This window comes from Lactococcus sp. bn62 (assembly GCF_029492705.2).
In the GTDB taxonomy this organism is placed as follows: domain Bacteria; phylum Bacillota; class Bacilli; order Lactobacillales; family Streptococcaceae; genus Lactococcus; species Lactococcus petauri.
On sequence record NZ_CP120417.1, the window covers coordinates 351,709 to 375,256 of the forward strand.

42 protein-coding genes and 1 tRNA gene are annotated in these 23,548 nt (G+C 37.0%); 36 read left to right on the top strand and 7 right to left on the bottom strand.

Features of this window, described 5'->3' with window-relative positions:
• Positions 1 to 118: 118 nt before the first annotated feature.
• From P3G65_RS01940 to P3G65_RS01965, 6 genes are all read left to right on the top strand, one after another.
• Positions 119 to 191, top strand: a tRNA-Thr gene (locus P3G65_RS01940).
• Between the two features lie 200 nt (positions 192 to 391).
• The gene (locus tag P3G65_RS01945) at positions 392 to 580 is read left to right on the top strand and encodes a type II toxin-antitoxin system HicA family toxin (protein ID WP_029343517.1); all 189 of its coding nucleotides are present in this window, start codon (positions 392 to 394) and stop codon (positions 578 to 580) included.
• Between the two features lie 38 nt (positions 581 to 618).
• Positions 619 to 999 (top strand): type II toxin-antitoxin system HicB family antitoxin, encoded by a 381-nt coding sequence (locus tag P3G65_RS01950; protein WP_284071273.1) that lies wholly within the window; start codon positions 619 to 621, stop codon positions 997 to 999.
• Positions 1,000 to 1,216: 217 nt separating this feature from the next.
• Positions 1,217 to 3,640: a transglycosylase domain-containing protein gene (locus tag P3G65_RS01955; protein WP_019291363.1), complete on the top strand. Its 2,424-nt coding sequence runs from the start codon at positions 1,217 to 1,219 to the stop codon at positions 3,638 to 3,640.
• Between the two features lie 78 nt (positions 3,641 to 3,718).
• Entirely contained in the window at positions 3,719 to 4,228 is a 510-nt protein-coding gene (locus P3G65_RS01960) for a methylated-DNA--[protein]-cysteine S-methyltransferase (RefSeq protein ID WP_019291362.1), read from the top strand.
• Entirely contained in the window at positions 4,218 to 4,622 is a 405-nt protein-coding gene (locus tag P3G65_RS01965) for a methylated-DNA--[protein]-cysteine S-methyltransferase (protein WP_019291361.1), read from the top strand. Before P3G65_RS01960 ends, P3G65_RS01965 begins: the two co-directional genes overlap by 11 nt.
• A 16-nt stretch (positions 4,623 to 4,638) precedes the next feature.
• Here P3G65_RS01965 and P3G65_RS01970 read toward each other — a convergent pair whose 3' ends face one another.
• Complete coding sequence (locus P3G65_RS01970) at positions 4,639 to 5,322, bottom strand: phosphatase PAP2 family protein (RefSeq protein ID WP_019291360.1); 684 nt, start codon at positions 5,320 to 5,322, stop codon at positions 4,639 to 4,641.
• A 110-nt stretch (positions 5,323 to 5,432) separates the two neighbouring features.
• Positions 5,433 to 6,500: a glutamyl aminopeptidase gene (gene pepA, locus P3G65_RS01975; protein WP_019291359.1), complete on the bottom strand. Its 1,068-nt coding sequence runs from the start codon at positions 6,498 to 6,500 to the stop codon at positions 5,433 to 5,435.
• Between the two features lie 200 nt (positions 6,501 to 6,700).
• Here pepA and P3G65_RS01980 point away from each other — a divergent pair, with 200 nt between their 5' ends.
• The 7 genes from P3G65_RS01980 to groL all read left to right on the top strand — a co-directional run bounded on the left by P3G65_RS01980 (position 6,701) and on the right by groL (position 11,029).
• Positions 6,701 to 6,988, top strand: coding sequence for a hypothetical protein (locus P3G65_RS01980; protein WP_029343529.1), 288 nt, complete (start codon positions 6,701 to 6,703; stop codon positions 6,986 to 6,988).
• A complete protein-coding gene (locus P3G65_RS01985; RefSeq protein WP_019291357.1) occupies positions 6,985 to 7,305 on the top strand; it encodes a thioredoxin family protein in 321 nt (106 codons plus the stop codon). The genes P3G65_RS01980 and P3G65_RS01985 overlap by 4 nt, the downstream gene beginning before the upstream one ends.
• Position 7,306: 1 nt before the next feature.
• Positions 7,307 to 7,930 (top strand): YtpR family tRNA-binding protein, encoded by a 624-nt coding sequence (ytpR, locus tag P3G65_RS01990; protein WP_019291356.1) that lies wholly within the window; start codon positions 7,307 to 7,309, stop codon positions 7,928 to 7,930.
• A 69-nt stretch (positions 7,931 to 7,999) separates the two neighbouring features.
• Positions 8,000 to 8,389: a single-stranded DNA-binding protein gene (locus tag P3G65_RS01995; protein WP_019291355.1), complete on the top strand. Its 390-nt coding sequence runs from the start codon at positions 8,000 to 8,002 to the stop codon at positions 8,387 to 8,389.
• 56 nt (positions 8,390 to 8,445) lie between these two features.
• A complete protein-coding gene (locus P3G65_RS02000; RefSeq protein ID WP_019291354.1) occupies positions 8,446 to 8,976 on the top strand; it encodes a ClbS/DfsB family four-helix bundle protein in 531 nt (176 codons plus the stop codon).
• A 116-nt stretch (positions 8,977 to 9,092) separates the two neighbouring features.
• A complete protein-coding gene (gene groES / locus P3G65_RS02005) occupies positions 9,093 to 9,374 on the top strand; it encodes a co-chaperone GroES (RefSeq protein ID WP_019291353.1) in 282 nt (93 codons plus the stop codon).
• Between the two features lie 29 nt (positions 9,375 to 9,403).
• A complete protein-coding gene (groL, locus tag P3G65_RS02010) occupies positions 9,404 to 11,029 on the top strand; it encodes a chaperonin GroEL (RefSeq protein WP_003133890.1) in 1,626 nt (541 codons plus the stop codon).
• A gap of 87 nt (positions 11,030 to 11,116) precedes the next feature.
• Here the strand turns inward: groL and P3G65_RS02015 are convergent, their stop codons facing one another.
• The 4 genes from P3G65_RS02015 to P3G65_RS02030 all read right to left on the bottom strand — a co-directional run bounded on the left by P3G65_RS02015 (position 11,117) and on the right by P3G65_RS02030 (position 13,880).
• The gene (locus P3G65_RS02015) at positions 11,117 to 12,262 is read right to left on the bottom strand and encodes a tyrosine-type recombinase/integrase (RefSeq protein WP_284071274.1); all 1,146 of its coding nucleotides are present in this window, start codon (positions 12,260 to 12,262) and stop codon (positions 11,117 to 11,119) included.
• Positions 12,263 to 12,384: 122 nt separating this feature from the next.
• Positions 12,385 to 12,963 (bottom strand): YibE/F family protein, encoded by a 579-nt coding sequence (locus P3G65_RS02020; RefSeq protein WP_017370180.1) that lies wholly within the window; start codon positions 12,961 to 12,963, stop codon positions 12,385 to 12,387.
• 59 nt (positions 12,964 to 13,022) lie between these two features.
• The gene (locus tag P3G65_RS02025) at positions 13,023 to 13,487 is read right to left on the bottom strand and encodes a hypothetical protein (RefSeq protein WP_284071275.1); all 465 of its coding nucleotides are present in this window, start codon (positions 13,485 to 13,487) and stop codon (positions 13,023 to 13,025) included.
• A 9-nt stretch (positions 13,488 to 13,496) separates the two neighbouring features.
• On the bottom strand, positions 13,497 to 13,880 hold the full coding sequence (locus P3G65_RS02030) for a helix-turn-helix domain-containing protein (protein WP_284071276.1): 384 nt from the start codon (positions 13,878 to 13,880) through the stop codon (positions 13,497 to 13,499).
• 296 nt (positions 13,881 to 14,176) lie between these two features.
• Between P3G65_RS02030 and P3G65_RS02035 the strand changes: the two genes are divergently transcribed.
• The 4 genes from P3G65_RS02035 (at position 14,177) to P3G65_RS02050 (ending at position 15,805) form a co-directional block, all read left to right on the top strand.
• Positions 14,177 to 14,407, top strand: coding sequence for a hypothetical protein (locus P3G65_RS02035; RefSeq protein ID WP_284071277.1), 231 nt, complete (start codon positions 14,177 to 14,179; stop codon positions 14,405 to 14,407).
• A gap of 10 nt (positions 14,408 to 14,417) precedes the next feature.
• Complete coding sequence (locus P3G65_RS02040) at positions 14,418 to 14,732, top strand: hypothetical protein (protein WP_284071278.1); 315 nt, start codon at positions 14,418 to 14,420, stop codon at positions 14,730 to 14,732.
• A complete protein-coding gene (locus P3G65_RS02045; RefSeq protein ID WP_284071279.1) occupies positions 14,729 to 15,457 on the top strand; it encodes an ORF6C domain-containing protein in 729 nt (242 codons plus the stop codon). Before P3G65_RS02040 ends, P3G65_RS02045 begins: the two co-directional genes overlap by 4 nt.
• Before the next feature lie 204 nt (positions 15,458 to 15,661).
• Positions 15,662 to 15,805 (top strand): hypothetical protein, encoded by a 144-nt coding sequence (locus tag P3G65_RS02050; RefSeq protein ID WP_019291322.1) that lies wholly within the window; start codon positions 15,662 to 15,664, stop codon positions 15,803 to 15,805.
• Here the strand turns inward: P3G65_RS02050 and P3G65_RS02055 are convergent.
• Positions 15,802 to 16,029 carry a DUF2188 domain-containing protein gene (locus tag P3G65_RS02055; RefSeq protein ID WP_040086485.1) on the bottom strand — a complete coding sequence of 76 codons (228 nt, stop codon included), beginning with the start codon at positions 16,027 to 16,029 and terminating at the stop codon, positions 15,802 to 15,804. The genes P3G65_RS02050 and P3G65_RS02055 overlap by 4 nt on opposite strands.
• A gap of 163 nt (positions 16,030 to 16,192) precedes the next feature.
• On the opposite strand from P3G65_RS02055, the gene P3G65_RS02060 reads away from it, so the two are divergent.
• From P3G65_RS02060 to P3G65_RS02150, 19 genes are all read left to right on the top strand, one after another.
• Complete coding sequence (locus P3G65_RS02060; RefSeq protein WP_173817205.1) at positions 16,193 to 16,384, top strand: helix-turn-helix transcriptional regulator; 192 nt, start codon at positions 16,193 to 16,195, stop codon at positions 16,382 to 16,384.
• Positions 16,385 to 16,466: 82 nt separating this feature from the next.
• Complete coding sequence (locus P3G65_RS02065; protein WP_225666839.1) at positions 16,467 to 16,700, top strand: hypothetical protein; 234 nt, start codon at positions 16,467 to 16,469, stop codon at positions 16,698 to 16,700.
• Positions 16,693 to 17,499, top strand: coding sequence for a PD-(D/E)XK nuclease-like domain-containing protein (locus P3G65_RS02070; RefSeq protein WP_225666838.1), 807 nt, complete (start codon positions 16,693 to 16,695; stop codon positions 17,497 to 17,499). The genes P3G65_RS02065 and P3G65_RS02070 overlap by 8 nt, the downstream gene beginning before the upstream one ends.
• The gene (locus tag P3G65_RS02075; RefSeq protein WP_225666837.1) at positions 17,493 to 18,401 is read left to right on the top strand and encodes an AAA family ATPase; all 909 of its coding nucleotides are present in this window, start codon (positions 17,493 to 17,495) and stop codon (positions 18,399 to 18,401) included. Before P3G65_RS02070 ends, P3G65_RS02075 begins: the two co-directional genes overlap by 7 nt.
• A 234-nt stretch (positions 18,402 to 18,635) precedes the next feature.
• On the top strand, positions 18,636 to 19,499 hold the full coding sequence (locus tag P3G65_RS02080; RefSeq protein WP_284071280.1) for a DnaD domain-containing protein: 864 nt from the start codon (positions 18,636 to 18,638) through the stop codon (positions 19,497 to 19,499).
• A gap of 4 nt (positions 19,500 to 19,503) precedes the next feature.
• Positions 19,504 to 19,770 (top strand): hypothetical protein, encoded by a 267-nt coding sequence (locus P3G65_RS02085; protein WP_284071281.1) that lies wholly within the window; start codon positions 19,504 to 19,506, stop codon positions 19,768 to 19,770.
• Positions 19,771 to 19,814: 44 nt separating this feature from the next.
• A complete protein-coding gene (locus P3G65_RS02090) occupies positions 19,815 to 20,114 on the top strand; it encodes a hypothetical protein (protein WP_284071282.1) in 300 nt (99 codons plus the stop codon).
• Between the two features lie 74 nt (positions 20,115 to 20,188).
• Complete coding sequence (locus P3G65_RS02095) at positions 20,189 to 20,554, top strand: hypothetical protein (protein ID WP_284071283.1); 366 nt, start codon at positions 20,189 to 20,191, stop codon at positions 20,552 to 20,554.
• Positions 20,555 to 20,648: 94 nt separating this feature from the next.
• Positions 20,649 to 20,906 carry a hypothetical protein gene (locus tag P3G65_RS02100; protein ID WP_284071284.1) on the top strand — a complete coding sequence of 86 codons (258 nt, stop codon included), beginning with the start codon at positions 20,649 to 20,651 and terminating at the stop codon, positions 20,904 to 20,906.
• Entirely contained in the window at positions 20,903 to 21,043 is a 141-nt protein-coding gene (locus P3G65_RS02105; RefSeq protein ID WP_284071285.1) for a hypothetical protein, read from the top strand. Before P3G65_RS02100 ends, P3G65_RS02105 begins: the two co-directional genes overlap by 4 nt.
• An 8-nt stretch (positions 21,044 to 21,051) precedes the next feature.
• Complete coding sequence (locus tag P3G65_RS02110) at positions 21,052 to 21,276, top strand: hypothetical protein (protein WP_284071286.1); 225 nt, start codon at positions 21,052 to 21,054, stop codon at positions 21,274 to 21,276.
• Positions 21,257 to 21,394 (top strand): hypothetical protein, encoded by a 138-nt coding sequence (locus P3G65_RS02115; RefSeq protein WP_284071287.1) that lies wholly within the window; start codon positions 21,257 to 21,259, stop codon positions 21,392 to 21,394. The genes P3G65_RS02110 and P3G65_RS02115 overlap by 20 nt, the downstream gene beginning before the upstream one ends.
• Before the next feature lie 73 nt (positions 21,395 to 21,467).
• Positions 21,468 to 21,707 (top strand): hypothetical protein, encoded by a 240-nt coding sequence (locus P3G65_RS02120; protein ID WP_213481989.1) that lies wholly within the window; start codon positions 21,468 to 21,470, stop codon positions 21,705 to 21,707.
• 10 nt (positions 21,708 to 21,717) lie between these two features.
• A complete protein-coding gene (locus P3G65_RS02125; protein ID WP_284071288.1) occupies positions 21,718 to 22,302 on the top strand; it encodes a DUF1642 domain-containing protein in 585 nt (194 codons plus the stop codon).
• Positions 22,299 to 22,505: a DUF1642 domain-containing protein gene (locus P3G65_RS02130; RefSeq protein ID WP_284071289.1), complete on the top strand. Its 207-nt coding sequence runs from the start codon at positions 22,299 to 22,301 to the stop codon at positions 22,503 to 22,505. Before P3G65_RS02125 ends, P3G65_RS02130 begins: the two co-directional genes overlap by 4 nt.
• Entirely contained in the window at positions 22,505 to 22,678 is a 174-nt protein-coding gene (locus tag P3G65_RS02135; protein WP_284071290.1) for a hypothetical protein, read from the top strand. The genes P3G65_RS02130 and P3G65_RS02135 overlap by 1 nt, the downstream gene beginning before the upstream one ends.
• Positions 22,675 to 22,836, top strand: a complete 162-nt coding sequence (locus P3G65_RS02140) for a hypothetical protein (RefSeq protein WP_284071291.1) — start codon at positions 22,675 to 22,677, stop codon at positions 22,834 to 22,836. The genes P3G65_RS02135 and P3G65_RS02140 overlap by 4 nt, the downstream gene beginning before the upstream one ends.
• Before the next feature lie 95 nt (positions 22,837 to 22,931).
• The gene (locus tag P3G65_RS02145; RefSeq protein WP_019291460.1) at positions 22,932 to 23,132 is read left to right on the top strand and encodes a hypothetical protein; all 201 of its coding nucleotides are present in this window, start codon (positions 22,932 to 22,934) and stop codon (positions 23,130 to 23,132) included.
• A complete protein-coding gene (locus P3G65_RS02150; RefSeq protein ID WP_284071292.1) occupies positions 23,129 to 23,548 on the top strand; it encodes a dUTP diphosphatase in 420 nt (139 codons plus the stop codon). Before P3G65_RS02145 ends, P3G65_RS02150 begins: the two co-directional genes overlap by 4 nt.

Below are 23,548 nucleotides of genomic sequence, written 5' to 3' on the forward strand. Positions count from 1 at the left end.
TGGATGTTTTTTTGCTATAATAAACAGTGTCAGTCTTAGAACCTAGTCCAAAAATAGTTAATTGTCTATAAATTTAACGAGTCTGACAAAGCTCCCTTTTTAGGTTGGGGGAGCTTCAGCTCTCTTAGCTCAGTTGGTAGAGCACTTCACTCGTAACGAAGGGGTCACAAGTTCGAACCTTGCAGAGAGCATTCAAATTGCGGTAGTACTTTGAGGAGGCTACCTAGAACCGCTTGATTCGTCAGGCGGTTTTTTATGTTATAATTAAAGTCTGTTCTTTATAGGTAAATTCCCATTTATTGGGGATTTTTTGCTTTTTCTACACTTACCGCTTGATTTATACACACTTTTTGTGTATAATATAAATATAGTTAAGAAAGGAGATGAAGTATTGCCAATGACACCTAGAGAAATGGTTAAATTTCTCAAAAAGAATGGCTTTATTGAAAAAGGTCAACGTGGAAGTCACAAGAAAATGTTTAATCCAGATACTAAGAAAATAACAATTGTGCCAATGCATAATAAAGACTTAGGAAATGGTTTAGAGGCAAGTATTAAAAAGCAAGCTGGTCTGAAATGACCAGTAGGGCTTTTGCTTTATCTCAGAAAGGAGAAAAAATGTTACTATATCCAGCAGTATTTAAAACAGATGGAGATTATATCTCAGTACACTTCCCAGATGTTCCAGAAGCAATGACTCAAGGAAAAGATCTTGATGAAGCTTATGAAATGGCTGAAGAAGTGCTAGGCTTTGCTTTAGAAGATTATACAGAAATGCCTAAAGCAAGCTCAATTGAAGAAGTTAAAAAAGCAGAACCAGATGCAACAATTGCATTGATCGCCATTGATATGGTTGCTTATATGCGTAAGTATCATTCAAAAGTAGTCCGCAAAAATGTTAGCATCCCTGAGTACCTTGCAATCTTAGCAAAAGAACAAGGTATAAATGCGAGCCAAGTTTTAACGGAAGCATTGGAAGAAAAAGTAAACTTCGGATAAGTAAATAGGTCAACATTGGTTGACTTATTTTATATTAAAAAAGACCTCGATAAATCGAAGTCATCCGCCTGACAAAGTTTTTTTGACTGTCATTTTGACTGTCAGTACACCTAAATCTATCTTTGTTTATAAGGATAATATTTCTATAAAATCTTCTGTTTTATAGGTATCCTTTTTCTAATATCTTTTATCTGCTCTATATGGTAGAATATGTATTATGAAAAAAGATCAAGAACAGTCGAAGGAACGTGCACAGGCACGTTTGCAGGCTAAAATGGAGAAAAAGCGTGCCAGCAAAACGCAGGAAAGTCGTAAAAATTCTCCGAAAAAGCCTCAAAAACCTAAAAAAGTTCAAGCAGATGTAGAAGAAGGGAAAACAACACTTCAGACTATTTTTTCAGTCGTGCGTGGAGTAGTTGTCATTTTTGGTGTGCTTTTTCTTTTAGTTGGTGTATTTGGCGCTGCGGCAGGTGTGGGATATTTTGCTCGCCTTGTTGAAAATACCAAAGTTCCAAGCAAGGAGCAACTTCTCGAGCAGGTTAATAATATTCACGGTGTTTCAGTCATGAAATACAGTAATGGTGAAAATATTTCTGATATTTCCAGTGATTTGGTAAGGATTAATGTAGCAAGCAACCAAATTTCAGAAAATGTGAAAAAAGCTCTGATTGCGACAGAAGATGAAACCTTTAAGACGAACAGTGGTGTTGTGCCCAAAGCAGTAATTCGAGGCGTTCTGGGTGCCGTAGGTGGCGGTACAAGCTCTGGTGGTTCAACGATTACGCAACAGTTGGTAAAACAGCAGTCTCTTGGAGACAGTGTCACTTTCCAACGCAAGGCCAGCGAGATTGTTTATGCACTGCAGCTTAATCAATATTTAAGTAAAGATGAAATTTTAACGGATTATCTCAATGTCTCACCATTTGGGCGAAATAATCAAGGGAAAAATATTGCGGGTGTCCAAGCCGCTGCCCAAGGGATTTTTGGTAAGTCTGCTAAAGATTTAACCGTGCCAGAAGCAGCTTTTATTGCTGGATTACCACAAAGTCCAATTGTTTACTCTCCTTATAATGTGGATGGTTCGCTCAAATCAAAAGAGCTACTCTCTTATGGCTTAGCTCGTCAACAAAATGTCCTGTTTAACATGTATCGTGCAGGATATTTGACTCAAAAAGATTACGAAAAATATAGTGCTGTGGATATCTCGCAAGCATTTCTGCCTTCACAACCACAAGATTCTGTAGCACATGGTTATCTTTATAATGTTGTGTACAGTGAAGCCCTTAATCACGTCTATGATTATCTGATTAAGAGGGACAAGGTTTCGGCAACAGAACAAGGAAATGATAGCACCAAGCAAAAATATCGTGAATTAGCCGCGCAAGCCTTACAAACTGGTGGTTATACTATCACAACAACAATTAATCGTGGTGTGTATGATGCCATGCAAAATGCTGTAGCGCAGTACGGCGGTATTTTACAGGACGGTACAGGTGAAGTTCAAGCCGGAAATGTACTCATGGATAATAAAACAGGAGCAGTACTTGGCTTTATTGGTGGTTTAGACTATGCAACCAATCAAAACAATCATGCCTTTGATACGAAGCGTAGTCCAGGTTCTTCGATTAAACCAATCTTAGCTTATGCACCAGCAATTGATTTGGGATTGATTGGGTCAGCAAGTATGCTGAGTAACTATCCAACAAGTTTCTCTGACGGTACTCCAATCTTGCACGTTGGCGAAACAGGAACCGGAATGGTAAGTCTTAATGAAGCTTTAGGCGTGTCATGGAATATCCCTGCGCATTGGACCTATCAAGCCATTCTTGATTCTGGCAATAGCGTGGAAACTTACATGAAGAAGATGGGCTATTATGTGCCAGACTACAGTGTGGAATCTCTTCCACTCGGTGGTGGTATTGAGCCAACTGTGGTGCAACATACCAATGGCTACCAAGCCTTAGCTAATGGCGGGGTTTATGAGCCACACTATGTTGTCCAAAGCATAAAAGACGACTCCGGTAAAGATATCTACGAACATAAGAGTCAAGCAGAGAGAGTCTTTTCACAAGCAACATCAACAATTACTGAGGATCTTTTACGTAATGTTTTGACCTATGATGTCAGTCGTCGTACAACAAACTTTTTACAAGATTTACAAGCCATTAATCCAACGCTTGCAAGTAGCGTGGATTGGACAGGCAAGACAGGTACTTCCAATGATTATGTAGACGGTTGGCTCATGCTTTCAACGCCCAAAGTATCCCTTGGAGGTTGGATTGGTCATGATAATAATACGCCGATGGGCAGCAAGACAGCTGCGGTCAATAATGGTACATATATGGCAAACTTGGTCAATGCAATTGCAGCAGCGGATCCAAATGTGTTTGGTCCTGGTGAAAAGTTCCCAGAACCAAGTAAAGATCCAGATGTAATTCAGAGCACTGTTCTTAAGTCGACCGGTCAAAAACCAGGCACTGTAACCGGAGGGAATCTTAAAAATGTTAAAGTCTCCGGTGAAACAACCACAAGTTATTGGGCTAAAAACGGAGCACCTGTGACACAATTCAAGTTTGGAATTGGTGGTACAGAGGCGAATTATAATGACGCGTGGAACAGAATTTTAGGAACTAGAAAATAGTAAAAAAGAGAGGGTATTCGCTCTCTTTTTTTGCTCTGAGGTAGTTTCTGGGTGAGAGAACTATGTTATAATAAGGACATGAAGAAGCGCCTCTATAAAAACTATATTGACACACCTATTGGTCAAATGATAAGTATCAGTGATGCGCAGTTTCTTCATCGCTTAGGCTTTACAGAGCATAAGAATTTACAGGCGAAGATTGCAAGATTGAATGCTATTATATTGGAACATCCAACTCCGATTTCATGTCAACTTGAAGAAGAGTTGCAAGAGTATTTTGCAAGAAAAAGAAAAAGTTTTAAATTCCCTTTAGCTGTGCAAGGTACAGAGTTTCAGCAAAAAGTCTGGAAAAAAGTTGAAGATATTCCGTTTGGGCAAACAAGAACCTATAAAGAAATCGCACAAGGACTCGCGCATCCGCAAGCCAGTATTGCAGTAGGGGCAGCAAATGCAGCCAACCCCTTTGCAATCGTGATTCCATGTCATCGATTGAAAAAAAGCTCCGGGCAGCTGGCAGGTTATGCTGGAGGACTATGGCGTAAAGAATGGCTGTTGGATTTTGAGGAGAATAATACCTATGTTGAATGAGAATATTTCACTCTCTGTAGAGCGCAATGCTAAGGGGGAGATTACCCAGGTTTTTTTCGATGACCAACATGAAAAGACGACTTACGAAGCACTTAATAAGAACCAGAACTTTATATTGACCACAGGAACAGCATTTCAACGAGCTGTTTGGTTAGAACTTCCCAAAATTCCAGCGGGAACGACTATAAGTTATCAGGAAATGGCTGCGCGTGTCGGAAGTCCTAAAGCACAACAAGCTGTGGGGCAGGCATTAGCACGTAATCCTTTGCCTGTCATTTTACCATGTCATCGTGTCACGCGTAAAGATGGCAGCTTGGGCGGTTTTATGGGTCAAGAAGCAGCAGTAGATATTAAGCAAAAGATACTCAACTATGAAAAAAAGCTTGACATATAGTCAAAGCTTTTTAGCTTTAATCAGCTTTTCTCACGCTTTTAGGTATATAAGGTTGAGGTTTTTCTGAGTTTTTATAATGAAGATAAGTTGGATAAGTGAGGCAGATGACTGAAAGCCCCCAAAGTAAGCCGCCTAAAGTATCCGAAGGATAATGTACCCCAAGAAGTACACGTGAAAACATTGTTAAAAAAATTAACCCCACAGCGACAAAACCAACTAATGTTTTGCTCCATACAGAAGAGAGATAGTGTAAGAGGATAAAAAAGAGACAGCCAAAGAGTACTACAGCAAAAGTTGTATGTCCACTGGCAAAACTTTTTCCTGGCTCATCTGTAAAGGCGGCAACACGATGAATGTCAGGGCGATCACGGCCGATAACTAATTTAATCAAGGTATTTCCCCCCACAGCAATTCCGGCTACAAGAGCTAACCATATTGCTGAAACCTTATCTTTGATAAAAATAATAGCAGCAATAACAAGACCAATTATAGCGCCCATTGTGTCGCCTAGAAATTTAGCAATTACACTTGAAATTTGAACCAAAAATTCATTGTTTTGAAGATGCCAAGCAACTGTCTGTAAATGCGAATCAATGCTTGGAATAGGTGCGTGTGTATAAGAAAGTTTTACAATGGCAGTCAGTGTGATAAAACTTACCAGAGTAAGTAAACCAGTAGTATAGTATAGTTTTTTATTCATAAATTTCCCTAAAATTCATATTTGGTGCTTTATGATTTTACTTTTTCTTTCTGAAATAAAACTGAATGACTAAAAAAAGAGGCTCAGGACCCCTTTTTTTAACTTTTTTATTAGTAGTTTTTAATAGCTGCTACTTTTTCTTGGTTTAGACTCGTAACGATAGCCCGGATAAAGTTTTGCGCTTCTGTGAAATCATCCATGTTGAAGATGGTTTGGTGACTATGGATATAACGGGCACACACACCAATAGTTGTTGAAGGTACGCCTTCGTTTTGCAAGTGTGCTGCACCAGCATCAGTTCCACCTTTTGAGATATAAGCTTGTGTTTTGATACCATTAACTTCTGCTGTATTGAGGAGGAAGTCCTTCATACCAGGCAGCATGATATGACCTGGGTCGTAATAACGAAGAAGCGAGCCTTCGCCAAGACGACCATTGTCGTTTCCAAAAGTATCCGTTGCAGGAGAGCAGTCAACAGCAAAGAAAACTTCAGGTTTAAATTTAGTTGTTGAAACATGGGCACCGCGAAGGCCAACTTCTTCCTGAACATTTGCACCGATAATCAAGGTTACTGGCAATTCTTTGTCTTTAAGGTAGTCCAGAAGTTCTAAGACCATAAGACACCCGTAGCGATTATCCCAAGCTTTACTGATGACATTTTTACCATTAGCAGTTAAAATTGTTTCAGATTCAGGAACGATGACGTCACCTTGACGAATCCCAAATTCTAAAACTTCTTCTTTGCTCATAAAACCACCGTCAAAGATGATATCTTCCACTTGTGGCATAGCAGGTGCGCCCGCTGCTCCACGTAAAAGATGTGGTGGTAGGCCACCAGTCACAACAGGTATTTTTTTACCATCACGTGTGAATAGCGTAAAGCGTTGTGCACTAACAACTAAAGGATTCCAACCACCCAGAGTGACTACACGTAAAGTACCATCTGCCTTAATTGACGACACCATGAAGCCGACTTCATCCATGTGAGCTGCAACCATAACACGAGGCGCATTTTCTGTTTTACTTTCTTTAGTGACAAAGATTCCGCCCAGACCATCAGTTTCAGGTGTGTAGCCGAGGTCCACCATACGGGCACGAAGATAGTCACGCATTGGTGCTTCGTAACCACTTGTTGCTTGAATTTCAGTTATTTCTTTAATTTTGTTAAATAGAGTCATCTCGTCTCCTTTGATTTTTTATACTCCCTTATTGTAGCATTTAAAAGCCGTATATAATAGTATTGTCCTAATGCTATTTAATAACTATAATTTTTAAAGACGGATAAGTTTTAGGGGATTTATAGAAAAGCGGAACTGATCTGAGGGGAAACAGTAATTATAAGTACTAATATACTCAAATTTATGTTAAAATTTTTTATATGAAAAAATATTTGAAAGTTGGTTTAGGGCTGCTGGCTGGTGTAGCAGGTGCGCGAGTGCTCTATCAGAGTTATAAGCACGTTGAAGAAAATTTGCGGGCAGAGGTTATTCAAGCAGTACGTGAAGCTTTTGCTGACCAAGATATTCAAACAGTATGGATCTTTGAGGAGGCAGATCGCGGAGCTATTTATAAAGGTGGCGTGATTGTTGGAGCAAACCAAAACATCAATTTTGAAATTGATGGAGAAACCTTAGAAATTACAGAATTAGGAGAGGAGTATTTATGATTATTCCAAAAAATTATGAGGAACTAGCTGAAATTGTAAAATCAGAAGGTAAACATGTCTTGTTTTTCACTGCAGGATGGTGCCCAGACTGTACTTTTATCAAACCAAAAATGCCAGAATTAGAAGCTGAATTTTCAGACTTTAACTTTGTAGAAGTTGACCGTGACGAATTCATGGACTTGGCTATTGAATGGGGAATCATGGGTATTCCTAGCTTTGTGACACTTGAAAATGGTAAAGAAACAGGACGCTTAGTGAATAAGCTACGTAAAACTAAAGAAGAAGTTAGTGAATTTTTGAAGGGTGTAGATAAATAAAATGATTGCAACGTATAATAAAAATGTTGGTGATGTCCTCATGCTGATTGTGGCAAACAATGAGGGAGCAGAAGTAACTTACGAACGTAAGGCGGATGTTGCGCGTATCTTCCGTGAAGATACAGGACAAACAGTGGGCTGGAACATTTTCGATATAAAAAAAGACTGGCCAGATTTGGCTCAAGGACAGAATGATTTATCTGAGCATCAAGTAACGGAACTTAATGTAAAACTTAAGGCAGCTGGCTTTGACGAGCAACTTACATATGATGGCCAACCTAAATTTGTAGTCGCTGAGATTTTAACGATGGAGGATCATGCAGACAGCGATCATTTACATGTGTGCCAAGTAGAAGTTGGTCTAGATGCACCAGTTCAAATCGTTTGTGGTGCTCCTAATGCCGTTGTTGGTATGAAAACAGTAGCGGCTTTACCTGGTGCAATGATGCCTTCTGGTTCTTTAATCTGGCCAGGCGCTTTGCGTGGCGTACCTTCTTATGGTATGCTGTGCTCGGCACGAGAGCTTGACTTACCAAATGCACCACAAGTTCGTGGTATTATCGAATTGAATACAGATTTAGAAGCTGGATCAGCTTTTGATGCAACAAGCATGTGGCAAGCCTAAATATAAAATAATAAAGACCTTAGTGAAAGCTGAGGTCTTTTTTCGTACAAAAAGTAAGGAGGTGTCAAAATGAATAAAACGTTACTTGTTGGCCGACTCGTTGCAGATCCAGAACTCACTAAAACATCTAATGGGAAAAGCCTATTGAGGATAAATCTCGCTGTCAAACGACGCTATAAAAATGCTTCAGGTGAAAAAGATACAGACTTTGTCGCTTTGGTCTTTTGGGAGAAACAGGCGGAACACTGTACATCCTATGCTAAAAAAGGCGCCCTACTTGCTGTGGAAGGGGAGATACGAACCAGGAATTATGTGGACAAGCAGGAACAAAAGCGCTATGTAACAGAAGTGTTGGTAAAAACTTTTGACCTTTTGGAAAGTCGCGCGACAGTTGCCATGCGACAAGATTCTATAGAAAATAGTGCTCTTAATTTAAAAGAAGATGAATTACCGTTTTAAATTGAAAAAAGCGTTTTCTTTTGATAGGATGAGAACAGGAAAGTGAGGAGGGAAAAATGGTAAAGGCAAAAACGAAAAAAGAGTTGATTTCCTTTTCAGAAGAAAACTGGAAAAAGCTGTGTCATTTGGTTGACACACTACCTTTAGAAGCACAAACGGCAACTTTTGCCTTTGGCCAAGAGAAGGGAAAAGAGACACATTGGGGGCGAGATAAGAATATCCGTGATGTGTATGCCCATCTTTATGAGTGGCAAGTACTTTTACAAAATTTTGTAAAAAGTAATATTTCAGGAAACTTTCAAAGCTTTTTACCCACACCCTATACTTGGAAAAACTATGCGACAATGAATCAAGAAATCTGGGAAAAGCATCAAGCTACTCCTTATGAAGAAATAAAGGAAAAACTTGCTACAAGCCACCTAAGAACTATCCAGTTATTGCAACATTTTTCAGATGAAGAGCTTTATACGAAGCAATATTATCCTTGGACTGCGACAACATCCTTAGCGCAGTATTTTCAGTCATCATTGGCTTCACATTACGAGTGGGCCTTGAAGAAACTCAGGCTTCATAAGAAAACGATTTAAAAAAATAAAAAAAGAAGTTTTTTTCTTGACTAATTTTGACCTTCGCGGTAAAATAAGATATATAAATTAGCACTCCAACTTAAAGAGTGCTAAAATAACATAAATGGAGGAATAACATGTTGAAACCCTTAGCGGATCGCGTTGTATTGCGTATAAAAGAGGAAGAAGAAAAATCTTTAGGTGGGATCGTCTTGGCCTCAGCAGCACAAGAGAAACCACAAGTTGCAGAAGTTGTGGCAGTAGGCCCAGGTAAAACAACTCCTCATGGTACAGTTATTACACCAACAGTGCAAGTTGGTGATGCAGTTCTCTTTGAAAAGTTTGCCGGTACAAATGTAAAATTTGAAGGCGAAGATTTCTTGATTATCAAAGAATCTGAAATTCTTGCGATTGTTTAAGGAAAATAAAGACAGGAGATAATAAAAAAATGGCAAAAGATATTAAATTTTCATCAGATGCTCGTTCAGCAATGGTTCGTGGTATTGATATTTTAGCAGATACAGTAAAAACAACACTTGGTCCTAAAGGTCGCAATGTTGTTCTGGAAAAATCATATGGTAGTCCACTTATCACGAATGATGGTGTAACCATCGCAAAAGAAATTGAATTAGAAGATCACTTTGAAAATATGGGGGCAAAATTAGTCAGTGAAGTGGCCTCAAAAACAAATGATGTTGCGGGTGATGGTACTACAACAGCGACTGTTTTAACACAAGCGATTGTTCGTGAAGGTTTGAAGAACGTAACTGCTGGAGCTAATCCAGTGGGCATTCGTCGTGGTATTGAGTTAGCAACTGAAACAGCAGTAAAAGCACTCAAGGAATTATCTATTCCAGTATCTGGTAAAGAAGCTATTGCACAAGTTGCCTCTGTTTCTTCTCGTTCAGAAAAGGTTGGAGAGTATATCTCAAATGCCATGGAAAAAGTTGGTAACGATGGTGTTATTACTATTGAAGAATCAAAAGGTATGCAAACTGAACTTGAAGTTGTAGAAGGTATGCAGTTTGACCGTGGTTACTTGTCACAATATATGGTGACAGACAATGAAAAAATGGTGGCCAACCTTGATAACCCATATATCTTGATCACAGATAAGAAGATTTCAAATATTCAAGAAATTTTACCATTACTTGAACAAATCTTGAAAACAAATCGTCCTTTACTTATTGTGGCAGATGATGTTGATGGTGAAGCATTACCAACCCTCGTGTTGAACAAAATCCGTGGTACTTTCAATGTTGTAGCGGTTAAGGCTCCAGGCTTTGGCGACCGCCGCAAGGCCCAACTTGAAGACTTAGCAATCCTCACAGGCGGTACAGTAATTACGGAAGAGCTTGGTTTAGAACTTAAAGATGCAAGCTTAGATGCACTTGGTCAAGCCAATAAAGTAACTGTTGATAAAGAACATACGACAATCGTTGAAGGTGCCGGTTCAGCAGATGCTATTGCTACTCGTGTAGCAACAATTAAAGCTCAAGTTGAACAAACTACTTCAGAATTTGATCGTGAAAAACTTCAAGAACGTTTAGCTAAACTTTCTGGTGGAGTCGCTGTGATTAAAGTCGGCGCCGCTACAGAAACTGAACTTAAAGCGCAAAAACTTTTGATTGAAGACGCACTTAATGCAACACGCGCAGCCGTTGAAGAAGGTATCGTTGCTGGTGGAGGTACTGCCCTTGTTACAGTTATCTCTGCCCTCGACAGTCTTGAAGAAGAAGGGGACGTGCAAACAGGTATCACAATTGTACGTCGCGCATTAGAAGAACCAGTACGTCAAATCGCGGCTAATGCAGGTTACGAAGGTTCAATCATTATTGATAAACTTAAATCAGCAGAAAAAGGTATTGGTTTCAATGCCGCAACTGGTGAATGGGTTGAAATGATTGAGACAGGTATTGTGGATCCGGCTAAAGTAACACGTTCAGCCCTCCAAAATGCGGCCTCAGTAGCAGGACTTATCTTGACGACTGAAGCAGTCGTTGCTGATAAACCAGAACCAGCTGCACCAGCAGCTCCAGCTATGGATCCATCAATGATGGGTGGCATGATGTAGAATTGCAAAAGAATCCTTGATATTAAAGGGTTCTTTTTCTATTTTTAGGTATAAAATATATAAAATGGGCAAAAGGTGGGCAATAATTTAAAATAAATTATCAAGAGCAGCTGTTATCTGCTCTTTTGATTTCTTAGTAACGTGGTTATAGATTGATAATGTTGTATTTGCATCAGCGTGTCCCACACGTTCCATTATTGCCTTTAGTGGTATATTTGATTCTGCTAGAATAGATACGTGTGTATGTCTAAATATGTGGCTAGTGATATTTTTTTCTAAACCAATTTTATTCCCCGCTCTTTTTATGACAGGATTAAAAGCATGGATAGAAAGAGGATTTCCAAATCGTGATAAGAATATATAATCTTCTGGTTCGGTTGTAAACTTTAGTGAATTTATTTTTTGTAACTCTAAAAGAATCTCAATTGCTTTATGGGGTAAGACTATAATTCTTTCAGAACTTTCATTTTTTGTTGAAGTTTTTATGGCTTTATCCATTGTTGTTAAAGTATAATCCAGTGTTCCTTCTACACTAATTGATTTTCCATCAAAGTTCTTCCACTGAAGTGCTTGTAATTCACCATATCTTAGACCTGTCAAAACTAGAAACTCTGAAATCATTCCATGAAGTTTGTTGGAATTTTTAGAGTATAGAGCAGCAAGTAATAATTCCACCTCATCTTTTTCTAAATATTTTTCACTTAATTTCTTTTTATTTTTTCGTTCAGTTTCTCTTTTAGGTATTACTTTGGTTTTAGATACAGGGTTTTGTTCTATATATCCTTTATCAACTGCAAAATTAAACATTGCAGAAATTGTTGTTCTTGTTTGTTTTGTATAATTTAGAGAATAGTCTCCAAAAGTATACATATTGTCTATTACTTTCATGATAAGTTCAGAAGTGATATTTTTTATAAGTATATCCTTTGTGATAATAGGAAATACATGTTTATCTAAATAGAATGGAACTTTAATCCAGCTGCTTCTTTTATTTTGAACTTTATAGTAACGAAACCATTCTGTGTAAAGCTCACCAAAGTTTATATTTTTTTGATTAGGATCAGTTACTAATTTATTATTGATTTTGTTCAATAGTACTTTCTGGGACTTCTTGATTACCTGAGGAGTATTTTTTTCAATTACTATTGAACTTGTGCGTGTTTTTCCTGTGTATGGATCTTTATATCTCTCACGCAGATTAAACTTTCCGTCTTTCCTAGCTTCTACCCACATTTGATTTCTACTCCTTTTTCTAGTAAAATAGAGTATAAGAAAACTTCACGAAAACCGTGTCGTTTCTATACTTATTTCATATAAAGTCGCCCCTCGTCGCCAAACTTGGGCGGCTTTTTTGTTTATTCCAAACCTGATTGCATTTTATTTGAGAGTAACCAAGATCCATCAGCCTGTTTCGTAAACGTTAAACTTACAGATTTGTAATCTTTTGCTCCCATGTTATCCCATGAAACGCTTCTAATTGTATAGTCTCCAGAAGTAGATTCTGTTGAATTAGAAGGTTTACCGTATTTTGCTTCTAAAGTATCATAATTTGATCCGCCAGCACCTGTCATTGTATCTCCAGTAACAAGGGCATCATAATCAGATTTACTCCATTTGAACTTATCTTCAGCTTCTTTTTGAGAGCTTGACATAGAAGTGCTTACAGCTTTGCTAGCACCATCAATTGCACTAGAATACATAGCTTGAGTTGCTAAAACGATAACAATAGCTAGAACTGAAATAACTACCCCAACAATACTCAAAGTTTTTTTGTTTTTTCGGTTAACTATAATTGCTATCACTCCCAAAATAATAGCAACTACGGCTAGAACTGCAGCAAAGTTATTAACAATTGGTACCCATGAAAGTACAAGAGCTAGAATTCCAATAATAAGTGCAATAATAGGCAATGCCTTTTTTTCCTTATTTTCCATTAAAAAATTTCTCCTTACCCTTTTAACGTGGTTAGCGCACGTAGTTTATTTCAAAAAGACTACCAACCCCAGAATCTAAAACGAGGATAGACACCATAATTCTCACCGACATAATCTTCTATTTCTTCTTTAGCAATATCATAATAGGTATCATAGTCGAGTGATAAGCGTTCACATAATCTAGAAGCTGTCGCATATTCTAAGCAGTTTTCATTTTCTTCTACAAATCTTGGAACCTCTTCACGAATTATTGCGCTATTAGCTATAAATTCATTCTTAGAGTGCTTGGATGAGAAATTTAATTCTAGTATCTGTGCACCTTCTGAAATATGTGTTGTCTCATGAATTTTTGTATATCTAGTTTCGTGAGAATTCATGCCTAATCTAACAATGATTGCGCCGTTAGGGAATTCATTACATTTTGGTATGTAACTACCTCGCTCGAAATAATCAACTGGTGCCCAAATAATAGGGATGTTATTTTCTATAAGATATTCATCAATATCTAATCCATTATCTCCCATAGAAGCTCCTTATTTATCTTGATTTTCCGCTTTTACTGATTGAAGATACATATTAACTAAGTCAGCCATTGCTTTATAGTTTTCTTCAGTTAATGGCTTGCCGGAGTAGTTTTCAGTGCTTTTTATAGATTGTTTTAAGCTATCAGAGAAGCCATAAGCATTCATTATTTCATCCAACTCATCCCCAGGGATGTCTTCACGACCTAATAGATAGTCAACTGAAACGTGGAAATAATCGGCAACTTTTGCTAAGTCACTCGCTTTAGGGTTTGATGTTTTCCAGCGATAGAAAAGATTGTCGCTAAATTTCAAATCAGCAGACACTGCAGGAAGAGACTTTCCTCTTTTTTCTGCGAGTTCTTTTATCCTATCAAAGGTAGTCATATCAGGCATTATATAGGTCTCCTAGAATATTTTTTTACAAAAACGTAGTCTAACTCTTGACAAGAACTACAAAAACGTATATAATGATTCTTGTAAGATAAAAAGTTAGAAAAAACGTTAGAAAAATAACTTAACAACAAACACTACAAACACGCTTCCCGGCAGTTTAAAATGTTTTAATTAAGGCTTTTCTCTATGCTTATATTCTATACGAAATGTAGTTAGCTGTCAAGTGCTAACTACAAATAATCTAACTTTTCATCTAACCTTAGAAAATAAAACGCCATTAGGCAGAAAGGATAAAGATGTCAGAAGTAGAACAAAGCTATGATTCACAACGACTGAAGATTGTTGAATTCATGGAGACGCAAGGCAAAAGTAACAAGGATGTGATTTGGGCTTATGAAAATATTAAAAATCCCCCTTATAAGTTTGCAGCAACAGATATTAGCGCAGTATTGAACGGAAAAAGAAAATATACTCAATCAATTAAATGGTTTATTGCATTCTTGATTGAATATTGGGACATCAAGTAGGAGGTGGCTAATGGATAAATCTATCAATTTAGTCAAAGTAAACTCACTATATGAAATAGAGAGCCCTTATGCTGATGATGAATCTATCACACGCTATTACAATCCGTTTGTAACAAAGAAAGACTGGTCAAGAGCATACAGAGCCACACAGGATAAGCTTAGAGAATTTGAGGACTTCACTCATGGAGAATTTAATAGATTCTTGAGAGGACGTGCCACAAATTTAAAAGCATTTGATGCCTGGTTAGTATGGAAAAAGCAAACTAGAGGAATTGCACGTCCACCAAAATTTGAATTTAAAGAAAATGCCGAGGTAAGAGAATGAATCAATTAATTAACATCACACAAAACGAAAACAATGATCAAGTAGTAAGCGCACGAGAATTATATAAAGTTCTTGGAGTAAAAACAAGATTTGCTGAGTGGTGGACTCAAAATTCAAAATTACTTGTGGAACATGAAGATTTTGAGGGTGTAGTTACAACTGCACCCTATAATCCAAAATTTCCAGATAAGGTTCAGCAACTCCAAGATTATGCGGTAACTGCAGACAATGCAAAACATTTAGCAATGCAAAGCCAAACTAAAAAGAGCCGTGAAATTCGTGATTATTTTATCCAAGTTGAAAAAGAATACAAACAACAGCTTTTACCGCAAACTCCTGAACAACAAATTGCATTACTCGCTCAAGGAAACGTGAACTTGAATAAAAAAGTCGAACAAATCGAAAATTCAGTTCTTGATTTAACCAACCGTTTTGGACTTCCTTCAAATAAAGCGAAGGTGTTGCAGAAGAAAGTAGCAAGTAAAGTTTATATGTTTACTGGTGGTAAAGCTTCAAATGCACATAAGAAAATCGGTAGTAAAGTTTTCCGTGAGTTCTACAAAGATTTGAATAATCGATTTGATGTTGTGAAATATAGTGATATTCCACTTAGTCGCTATGACGAAGCGTTAGAATATCTTGAAATGTGGCAACCAGCATTTAATACAACATTGGAAATTCGTTCGTTAAACTCACAAACAAGTTTTGAATTTGAACCAGCTTAAGAAATGGAGAATAAAAATGCCAGAATATGACACTTTTTATACAACTGATGGGAAAGAAGTCTGCATAAACAATGTAAATAAAACTTGGACAGTATATAGACCAGAATTTACGTTTCCTAAGACGTTTTATAAACTAAGCGATTACCTTCGCTACATGACAAAATAAAAAGCTTCTAGTGGCAACTAGAAGGAGAGGAGGAATTTATGAGTATCAACTATGAGGAATTCGAAAAAATAGTAATAGAAACAGATGAAAAAAATCCTGTAACTATTGCCGTGCTAACTGCGGATACAGTTGAAACAGGACAAGGTTATAGGATTAGAATTACGCCAAAAACTAAAAATTAGCCTTTCGGTGGGAATGGATCGTTACCATAGCTATTACGTTCACGAATTTGTCCATTACGGCCATGAATAAACATTTCTGAGTTTTGATTTTTAGCAATTTGAGTTGCTTTATTGATAGCTTCAGCTTGGGTACCAAAGTTTGCTGTAGCACGTGTATTTCCAGCTCCTTTGACATTCCAGCCACCATTTCCATCAGAAACAACATGTTGATTTTTTCCGGACATATAATCTCCTTCCTATTTTATATTTATGAATAAACTTACCAACCACGGCTTGTCATTCATAAATATATTGTAACAAAAATCACTATGTTTAGTCAAATGGATATTACTACATATAGTGCTGGAAACCCATAAATCAAGAAAGGTCAATACAACATATAGTGGTATGTGGAATAAAATAGAAAAAATAATGCAAGAGAAAAATATCTCTACTTATCGTTTGTCAAAAATGACAGGAATATCAAAACAGTATTTTTCACAAATGAAGTTGAAACAGACTGAAAATCCTTCATTTGAAACGGTATGCAAAATAGCGGATGCTCTGGACGTTGATATCAATGTGTTCAGAGAAAAATAAAAAAGCTCACTTTGCAGAGTGAGCTGAGTAGAAACTTTGCGAGATTCTACTCTAATTATAACAAAAATTGGAGGAATTAAAAATGGATAAATTACAATACTGTAATTTCATCGCTACACTTCGCAGAGAACGTGAAGAAGTAATGATAAAAGTTACAGATACCAAATATGATCTAGCGACACGTGATTTTGACGATGAAGAAAGAAAAATACTTGAAAAAATTGTTCAGTATCAAGATTGGACTGCTAATGAAATGCTAAAACGTGCAGCCTATACTGCTAAAAAATATAGAAAAGAGGGACTTTTGGATGAATAATGAATTACCTCGTTTTAGTTTCTCTGATATACGAACTTTTCAAGAGTGTCCTTTTCAACTAAGAGAGCGTAAAGCTAAACGTTTTGTAGAAGAACCAACAGAAGCATTATTAGTTGGCTCATATGCTCACGCCATGTTAGAAGGGCAAGATAGTGCAAATAAGTTTATTACTGAAAATATGATGCACATGCTAGGTAATATTGGCAAAAAGAACGAATCTATTAAAAAAGTATACCGGGATATCGTTTTAGTAGTAGATCAAGTAAAAAAATCAAGTGTCTATCAGGAGCTTAATTTAGAGGAATGTAAGCAAGAGCTTTATTTAAGAGCAGCATATCAAGATTTTGTCATCAGTGGTCGTTTGGACGTCGTGAAATTTGATCATGAAAATAAAGTGATTGAAATTATAGATTGGAAAACCGCTGCTGATTTTGAAGATAAATTTGACAAGAATTTAAGAGCGTATCTGGATTGGTACTCTCATTACAGAGAGCAACTTGCACTTTACGCTTGGCTGATTTCTGAGAACTACGAAGAATACGCTTTGGCTGGCTATACAATAACAGGACGTATTGTCGGTTTTACAAAGAAGCTTCCAGTAAATATAAAATCAGTGACAATGAATTTTGGAAAACTTTCTGAAGTAGAAGATAAGGTGCTAGTCCAGACGGTACTTGCTGAATTGGATAATATTGCCCATAGCATAGATCATGAGGCTATGGATGGATATTATTGTCACAACTGTGCATGTTGTGTTCAGAATAAAAAATATGAAGAATTGGAGATTGAAACATGGTAATGCAGATAAAACCAGCAGGTACAAGAAGTCCTAAATTAAATAGAATACTCATTTCTGGGGGAGGAGGTTCAGGTAAAACCACGCTTGCTGCAAAATTTGCGAGCGTTCCAGAACGGGCCTTATTCATTAGTACAGATGGCAATGCTAATCGACAAGGGTATCGGGCCATTGATTTTGAATTTCCGACGAATGCAGAGCAAATCATTACAAACTTTATCCAAGCTTTAAATATTGCTGAACAGGACTCTGCGAATTGGGATGTGTTGGTTATTGATTTAATTGAAGATTTTGACGAACGAGCCCAGACACTTCTGAGGAAAGAAATAGGCTCTAGACAAGCTATGCGTGCATGGGGAAAGATTAACGCACTTTATAAAGATATGCAAAGCTTGCTCATGAGCAAATTCAGAGACAAAACAATTGTCTTGTTAAGCCGAGATGTTGAAGAGATTGATCAAAAGAGCGGAGAAATTACAGGTTATAAGCCAGCCTTACGCAAAGCGCTTAAGAATCTTGTTTTAAAAGACCAAGATGTTGAGATTAGAGCTTACTTTGATAAGGATAATAGACGACGATTTGATATCTCTAACTTAAGGTATGACGAAATGCGTCCAACTTTACAGCAAATCATTAATAAACCAGTGGAACTTCCTCATTCTCAAGTTTCAAATAAAAATGAAGAAGATACTAACAAAAAAATTCAAGATCAGTATGAGCGAGCAATAAATGCTGCAACTTCCAAAGGAGCGACTGATAAGGATATTGAGTACTGGGAGAATATGGATCGAGCAGAAGCGGTTTTGTCTATAGTTGATTGGCTTAAAATACAGGAGTCAGCAAAACAACATACAGATATCCAAGATGGAGCTGTTGAAGAACTTTTCCCGTTAGAAAAAGGATAAAAATATGTGCTCGGAACCACGTTAAAAGCATCGTAGATTCATTTGTTCAGTAATAGACGGTAATAACAGAAAATCGTATTTTGTCATTGAAACACGTTAGAAAGTCATAGTTTTATCTGAATATTAAATGGATCAGCATCACACAATAGGCTTTGTGCAGGAAGGACATGTAAGTACCTAACGCTATGTGCTCACGTAGACCCAGCGTTAACCTATTGTTTTTGGAGATATAAAATGAAACAAAGTATAAAACGAAAACGTGCGGGAGATAATTTTACAATCTTGAATAATGAGTTTCTACGTGATGATAATTTATCACTAAAAGCAAAAGGTTTGCTCGCGTATATTCTCAGTTTGCCAGATGATTGGAAAATATATTTTGAAGAAATAGCTAATCACCATAAGGATGGGGAAGGGATAGTAAAGAAATCTTGGAAAGAACTTGAAGTAAATGGATATGCTCGAACATCAAGGCTAATTGATCCAGAGAGCAAAAGGGTAAAAGAATGGTTCAAAGAAGCATCAGATTTTAAAAATCCAGAATGGCAGAACCCACAAGGTGGAAAAGCCACATCTGGAAAACCCACAAGGTGGGAAAGCCAGAATGTGGAAAATGACCCCCTACTAAAGACTAATACACCAAACACTAATAAACCAATTACTGATAAACAAATAAAATCATCATCAAAATCTGAGCTTATTTCATTCTGGGAAGAAAACTTTGGTTTAGGTTCGCTGAATGGATATACATTGCAGCGATTTGATGATTGGCTTGAAGACCACTCTGAAGAAATGGTAATCAAAGCAGCAGCAATAGCAGTAGAAAATAATGAACGTACGATTCGCTATGTTAATGGCATATTAAAAAACTGGGAAAATAAAGGAATTAAAAACTTAGCTGACCTTGAAAATCATGAATCTAAACGAAAGAATTCTAAATTCAAAACACAGGTTTCTAAGCAACTTCCTAAAAATACGAAAAAAATCCCTGAATGGTCGGATGAAGCCAAACTTATTAAAGCAGGTATTGATACAACAGGCATGAGTCAAAATGAAATGTATCATCTTGTACGAGAGAAAGGATTAGCTAATGGATGAAGAAATGGTTAGTTTTTCAGAAGTACTCAGAGATTACTATCTGGAGCGAGCTAGTCGAGTGTGTTCTGGAGTTACTGTTGATCATTACGACCGTTGGAAAAATTGGTCAAGAAAGAATAATTTGCCAATGGATCCAATTAAATTTATCAGTGATTTGACAAAGTTAACTCGTGATGAAGTAACAAATCGTTTGTTCCCATGGCACATGGAAATAATAAACGGAAAAAAGGTGCGAGTTGATGATCAATTTGAAAAAATAATTTTGATTTGATTCCAGCAGCGCCACTTAAAAATTAAAAAAGAAAAGGAAACAAAATGAAAGCAAATAAAAAAATCACAGGCGAATTTACATTATCTGAACTTGGAGCAGTGCAACCTTTCCAAGGGTGGCTAAATGAAATGAATTTTGATTATGCCAAAAAAGGTATGACATACAAAATCGCAAACCTTACAGATGAACTTTTTGACAATATCTTGATTCAAGCTTCCGAATTTGATGCACAAGCAAATGATCAGATGGATTTGTTTGAGCAGTCAGAGCGAAAGGATGTAACAGAAGAAAAAGAAGAGTTACCAGACCCAAATACAATTGATGGAGATTTTGAGGAAGTATAATCATGAAATTTATCTTTAACTTATATCGAGCAAGCAGCAAATCTAAAGTTGTTTCCAAACAAGATAAACTAATTTTGAATTCAAATGATCGCATGCATTTTCATCAGAAAGCAAAAATAGTTGAACAATTGAAGTTGAGAGCACAAAATGCGGTTGTAAAATCAGCAGTTGGAATTTATGACCATAAATGGAGATTAGTTCAGCCAATATTTACTCCAGATAATATTTGTGGTGTGACCCTTACAGTATATACACCAACTAAGCGCAGAAGTGATCCAGATAACTTACAGCCAACTTTGAAAGCTCTCATGGATGGTTTTACTGAATCTAGACTTTGGACAGATGATAATCACGAAGTTGTGAAGTTCACAAAATATCAGTTTGGCGGCCTATCTGGTCACAATGGTTACCGATTAGAAGTTGATGTTGAGGAATTATAGGGACACATGCCAAAAAATCGGACCAAATTCGCCTTGTTATATTATTTTGGATAGATTATATGTTTATAACTAAAAACACAGCACAGGGCGAAATATGGGCATATATGAAAGGCTAAAAATGAAATTTGAATATAAAGGAAAAAATATTTTTCCTATTATTAAAATAAAGCCAGTATCCTTTAAGCAACTGCAACATAAATACCCAGTATTTGAATTATACGTTCAGAAAGTGTATGACGTTGATCGGCTTAAAGTCACTACTAAGAAAATCAAGGACGGAACTTTTCAAATTTTAGATGGATATGAAGAGCTGACTGGGGGATTAATTTTAGAAAATGAGGAAAATAAATGACACTAGATAAAATTTTGATTTTCGTGTTAACACTAAATCTAATATTAAAAGATGCAACCGAGAAACAATGGACGGTTTGGTTATGGGTAGCAGTGTTTGTTTTACAAGTGCTGGCTGTAATTTCAAAATATTTGTAGGAGGATAAATGATGGGAATTAAAGTTACAGCTGTGGCACTTAACAATGAAGACATGAGAGCAGAAGTTTCTGCAAGTCTAAAGCTAGAGATAATCCATAAGCTTACAAGTGGATTTGTGGACTGGAATAATTGTGAACATGAAGAATTTAACACAGGCTATATGAATTGCTTAATTGATACAGTTCATGTTTTATCTGAAGGGGAGAATCAGGATGAAGAAATACATCGTTAAAGTACCGCACAAGCCAGGATTGCACAGCTATTACACAGTGAGCACCAAGGAAGAAGCAGAACATATTGCTAAACAGTGTATAAATGCTGAGATTATAGAGGAGAAACAAGATGTGTAATTGTTATTCGTATAACGCAGATTGCGGCAAAGACAAAGCAATCGAATTAAAAGCCCCGCATACTGACAAAAGTGTGTCTGTTGATGCATGCATAGCTCCAGTTATTCAACATTTATGGGATAACGATATTTGGACTGAAAACTCGTGTTGTGGCCATATCGGTGCTGATAATCGACCAGAATATTGGGGAGGTGCAGGACCAAGTATTGTGCTTGGTCCTGGTGTTGATAATTATTCTCGTGTTCGAGAATTAATTGCAGAAGTGGATGATAGACAGTTCAGGATGTCGCAGTGGAAACGTGTGATTGTGTAGGAGGCTCAGGATGAAGAAGTTTGAAGAAGAAGTAAAAAGACCAAGCAACGCAGGAATTGACCCATTTTCTAAACGTGATGTATCGTTTGAAAAATTGTCAAGTAAGTTTACCAAAGGCGCACAAACGCTGAAAGAGTGGAAAGAGTACGCTTTTAAAGCTGAGGACAAAATTAGGGAATTAGAATCACAGCTCAAAAAGCAGCAGCCAGAGATTCCAGAAGTTCCGCAGTTTGTTGCTGATTGGCATGAGGAAAATAAAGGCAGTTTAGATTATATGATTTTTGAGACATGTAGAGATCTAACGGATGAATCTACAGATGAGTTTGAAAATTGGTTCGGCTATGACGAAAATAAAGCTATCACAACATTAGTTCACATGAAAAACGGCTACACAGTCAAGGAGAAGCGGTTTTATCTGAAGCATAAATCGGTATTGATTTTTGATCCTGATAGTGATGACTCAGACGTTGAAGAATTGTATTTAGGTGCTGGTGGTAATTTCGTGCCTTATAAACATCTCGCCAAAATTTTCACTCAGCAAGAAATCGACAGCATGGAAACTGGAAGCTATGAGCAGATTGAGGTGGCGGAATGAGCGAGAAAAAATATGAAGTTGAATTTTTAAATAATGATGATGGCAGATTTTTACTTTTTGGAGGAGTAGCCAATTATCATGAATGTTTTATAGAACAGGAAGAAAACAACGAAGGATATTGGCAACAATATTTCACTGAACAAGAAATCAAGTCAATTGATGAGCGTTACTGGCAGTTTGCTGTTTCTGTGGAGGAGAAGTAATGGAATTGAAAAATGCAGTTGTTACTGGAGACATTATTTTAAAACTTTCAAAAGCTGAAAATCTTGAATTGCGGAGAGTTTTAAACTCTTGCAAGAAAGAGGAAAGTGCCGAAATAAAGCTTAATTCTGGTAACTGGTTCATGCCAAGTGTTTTAGAAAGGGTGAGCGAATGAAATATTACGTAAAAGTGATATTAAATAATGGCTTAATTAGTCAGGATATAGACGTTTTTTCCACGCTAGAAGAAGCTAAACAGTTCAAACACCTTACTGAAAAATCAGGGAGCCAAGCAACCATATATAAAATTGAGCTTGTGCCTGTGGAGGTGTGAGTGATGGGATATGAATTGGAGCTAGATGATTTGGCCCAAAGCCTTGCAGAGGGTGGAATTAATATCAACGATTTAAACTTAATTGAGGTGGAAGAATGAATAAGTATTATGTTTGTTTAATCAGTCTTATTGATAATGAAGCAGTTTCTCATTATCTCTGGAAGGACCTTAGATTTTATCCAGGATTTGAAAAACCTGAGTATTCATTCACCATGGAACAAATTAGAAAAATTGGGAATGGTGCATTAATCGCTAACAAGCTTGTAATGCTTGTGCCTGTGGAGGACGGAGAATGAAAAGACAATTTGTAAAACTAAATAAAAATGCGAGTATTCCAGAACGAGCGACAAAACACAGCGCAGGTTATGATATTTCAGCAAGCGAAACAGTTACGATTCAACCTGATGAAATAAAAATGGTAAGTACAGGTCTAGCTGTTCAACTCGGACATGACGAAGTACTGAAATTATATGACCGCTCAAGCAATCCAGTTAAGCGTGGCATTGCATTGATTAATTCAGTAGGAATTATCGATTCAGATTATTATCCTAATGAATTCAAAGGCTTGTTTATGAATATCTCAAAAGAGCCTGTAACCATTTCTAAAGGTCAACGAATTATGCAAGGGGTATTTGTCAAATACCTTACAACAGACGATGATAATGCAAACGGAAAGCGTACGGGTGGATTTGGTAGCACTGGGGAGGCGTGA

Excerpts from the sequence above, each read along its gene's own strand:
- P3G65_RS01950 (WP_284071273.1), top strand. The coding sequence starts at position 619 with ATGTTACTATATCCAGCAGTATTTAAAACAGATGGAGATTATATCTCA.
- P3G65_RS01955 (WP_019291363.1), top strand. The coding sequence starts at position 1,217 with ATGAAAAAAGATCAAGAACAGTCGAAGGAACGTGCACAGGCACGTTTG.
- P3G65_RS01960 (WP_019291362.1), top strand. The coding sequence starts at position 3,719 with ATGAAGAAGCGCCTCTATAAAAACTATATTGACACACCTATTGGTCAA.
- P3G65_RS01965 (WP_019291361.1), top strand. The coding sequence starts at position 4,218 with ATGTTGAATGAGAATATTTCACTCTCTGTAGAGCGCAATGCTAAGGGG.
- P3G65_RS01970 (WP_019291360.1), bottom strand. The coding sequence starts at position 5,322 with ATGAATAAAAAACTATACTATACTACTGGTTTACTTACTCTGGTAAGT.
- pepA (WP_019291359.1), bottom strand. The coding sequence starts at position 6,500 with ATGACTCTATTTAACAAAATTAAAGAAATAACTGAAATTCAAGCAACA.
- P3G65_RS01980 (WP_029343529.1), top strand. The coding sequence starts at position 6,701 with ATGAAAAAATATTTGAAAGTTGGTTTAGGGCTGCTGGCTGGTGTAGCA.
- P3G65_RS01985 (WP_019291357.1), top strand. The coding sequence starts at position 6,985 with ATGATTATTCCAAAAAATTATGAGGAACTAGCTGAAATTGTAAAATCA.
- ytpR (WP_019291356.1), top strand. The coding sequence starts at position 7,307 with ATGATTGCAACGTATAATAAAAATGTTGGTGATGTCCTCATGCTGATT.
- P3G65_RS01995 (WP_019291355.1), top strand. The coding sequence starts at position 8,000 with ATGAATAAAACGTTACTTGTTGGCCGACTCGTTGCAGATCCAGAACTC.
- P3G65_RS02000 (WP_019291354.1), top strand. The coding sequence starts at position 8,446 with ATGGTAAAGGCAAAAACGAAAAAAGAGTTGATTTCCTTTTCAGAAGAA.
- groES (WP_019291353.1), top strand. The coding sequence starts at position 9,093 with ATGTTGAAACCCTTAGCGGATCGCGTTGTATTGCGTATAAAAGAGGAA.
- groL (WP_003133890.1), top strand. The coding sequence starts at position 9,404 with ATGGCAAAAGATATTAAATTTTCATCAGATGCTCGTTCAGCAATGGTT.
- P3G65_RS02015 (WP_284071274.1), bottom strand. The coding sequence starts at position 12,262 with ATGTGGGTAGAAGCTAGGAAAGACGGAAAGTTTAATCTGCGTGAGAGA.
- P3G65_RS02020 (WP_017370180.1), bottom strand. The coding sequence starts at position 12,963 with ATGGAAAATAAGGAAAAAAAGGCATTGCCTATTATTGCACTTATTATT.
- P3G65_RS02025 (WP_284071275.1), bottom strand. The coding sequence starts at position 13,487 with ATGGGAGATAATGGATTAGATATTGATGAATATCTTATAGAAAATAAC.
- P3G65_RS02030 (WP_284071276.1), bottom strand. The coding sequence starts at position 13,880 with ATGCCTGATATGACTACCTTTGATAGGATAAAAGAACTCGCAGAAAAA.
- P3G65_RS02035 (WP_284071277.1), top strand. The coding sequence starts at position 14,177 with ATGTCAGAAGTAGAACAAAGCTATGATTCACAACGACTGAAGATTGTT.
- P3G65_RS02040 (WP_284071278.1), top strand. The coding sequence starts at position 14,418 with ATGGATAAATCTATCAATTTAGTCAAAGTAAACTCACTATATGAAATA.
- P3G65_RS02045 (WP_284071279.1), top strand. The coding sequence starts at position 14,729 with ATGAATCAATTAATTAACATCACACAAAACGAAAACAATGATCAAGTA.
- P3G65_RS02050 (WP_019291322.1), top strand. The coding sequence starts at position 15,662 with ATGAGTATCAACTATGAGGAATTCGAAAAAATAGTAATAGAAACAGAT.
- P3G65_RS02055 (WP_040086485.1), bottom strand. The coding sequence starts at position 16,029 with ATGTCCGGAAAAAATCAACATGTTGTTTCTGATGGAAATGGTGGCTGG.
- P3G65_RS02060 (WP_173817205.1), top strand. The coding sequence starts at position 16,193 with ATGTGGAATAAAATAGAAAAAATAATGCAAGAGAAAAATATCTCTACT.
- P3G65_RS02065 (WP_225666839.1), top strand. The coding sequence starts at position 16,467 with ATGGATAAATTACAATACTGTAATTTCATCGCTACACTTCGCAGAGAA.
- P3G65_RS02070 (WP_225666838.1), top strand. The coding sequence starts at position 16,693 with ATGAATAATGAATTACCTCGTTTTAGTTTCTCTGATATACGAACTTTT.
- P3G65_RS02075 (WP_225666837.1), top strand. The coding sequence starts at position 17,493 with ATGGTAATGCAGATAAAACCAGCAGGTACAAGAAGTCCTAAATTAAAT.
- P3G65_RS02080 (WP_284071280.1), top strand. The coding sequence starts at position 18,636 with ATGAAACAAAGTATAAAACGAAAACGTGCGGGAGATAATTTTACAATC.
- P3G65_RS02085 (WP_284071281.1), top strand. The coding sequence starts at position 19,504 with ATGGTTAGTTTTTCAGAAGTACTCAGAGATTACTATCTGGAGCGAGCT.
- P3G65_RS02090 (WP_284071282.1), top strand. The coding sequence starts at position 19,815 with ATGAAAGCAAATAAAAAAATCACAGGCGAATTTACATTATCTGAACTT.
- P3G65_RS02100 (WP_284071284.1), top strand. The coding sequence starts at position 20,649 with ATGGGCATATATGAAAGGCTAAAAATGAAATTTGAATATAAAGGAAAA.
- P3G65_RS02105 (WP_284071285.1), top strand. The coding sequence starts at position 20,903 with ATGACACTAGATAAAATTTTGATTTTCGTGTTAACACTAAATCTAATA.
- P3G65_RS02110 (WP_284071286.1), top strand. The coding sequence starts at position 21,052 with ATGATGGGAATTAAAGTTACAGCTGTGGCACTTAACAATGAAGACATG.
- P3G65_RS02115 (WP_284071287.1), top strand. The coding sequence starts at position 21,257 with ATGAAGAAATACATCGTTAAAGTACCGCACAAGCCAGGATTGCACAGC.
- P3G65_RS02125 (WP_284071288.1), top strand. The coding sequence starts at position 21,718 with ATGAAGAAGTTTGAAGAAGAAGTAAAAAGACCAAGCAACGCAGGAATT.
- P3G65_RS02130 (WP_284071289.1), top strand. The coding sequence starts at position 22,299 with ATGAGCGAGAAAAAATATGAAGTTGAATTTTTAAATAATGATGATGGC.
- P3G65_RS02135 (WP_284071290.1), top strand. The coding sequence starts at position 22,505 with ATGGAATTGAAAAATGCAGTTGTTACTGGAGACATTATTTTAAAACTT.
- P3G65_RS02140 (WP_284071291.1), top strand. The coding sequence starts at position 22,675 with ATGAAATATTACGTAAAAGTGATATTAAATAATGGCTTAATTAGTCAG.
- P3G65_RS02145 (WP_019291460.1), top strand. The coding sequence starts at position 22,932 with ATGAATAAGTATTATGTTTGTTTAATCAGTCTTATTGATAATGAAGCA.
- P3G65_RS02150 (WP_284071292.1), top strand. The coding sequence starts at position 23,129 with ATGAAAAGACAATTTGTAAAACTAAATAAAAATGCGAGTATTCCAGAA.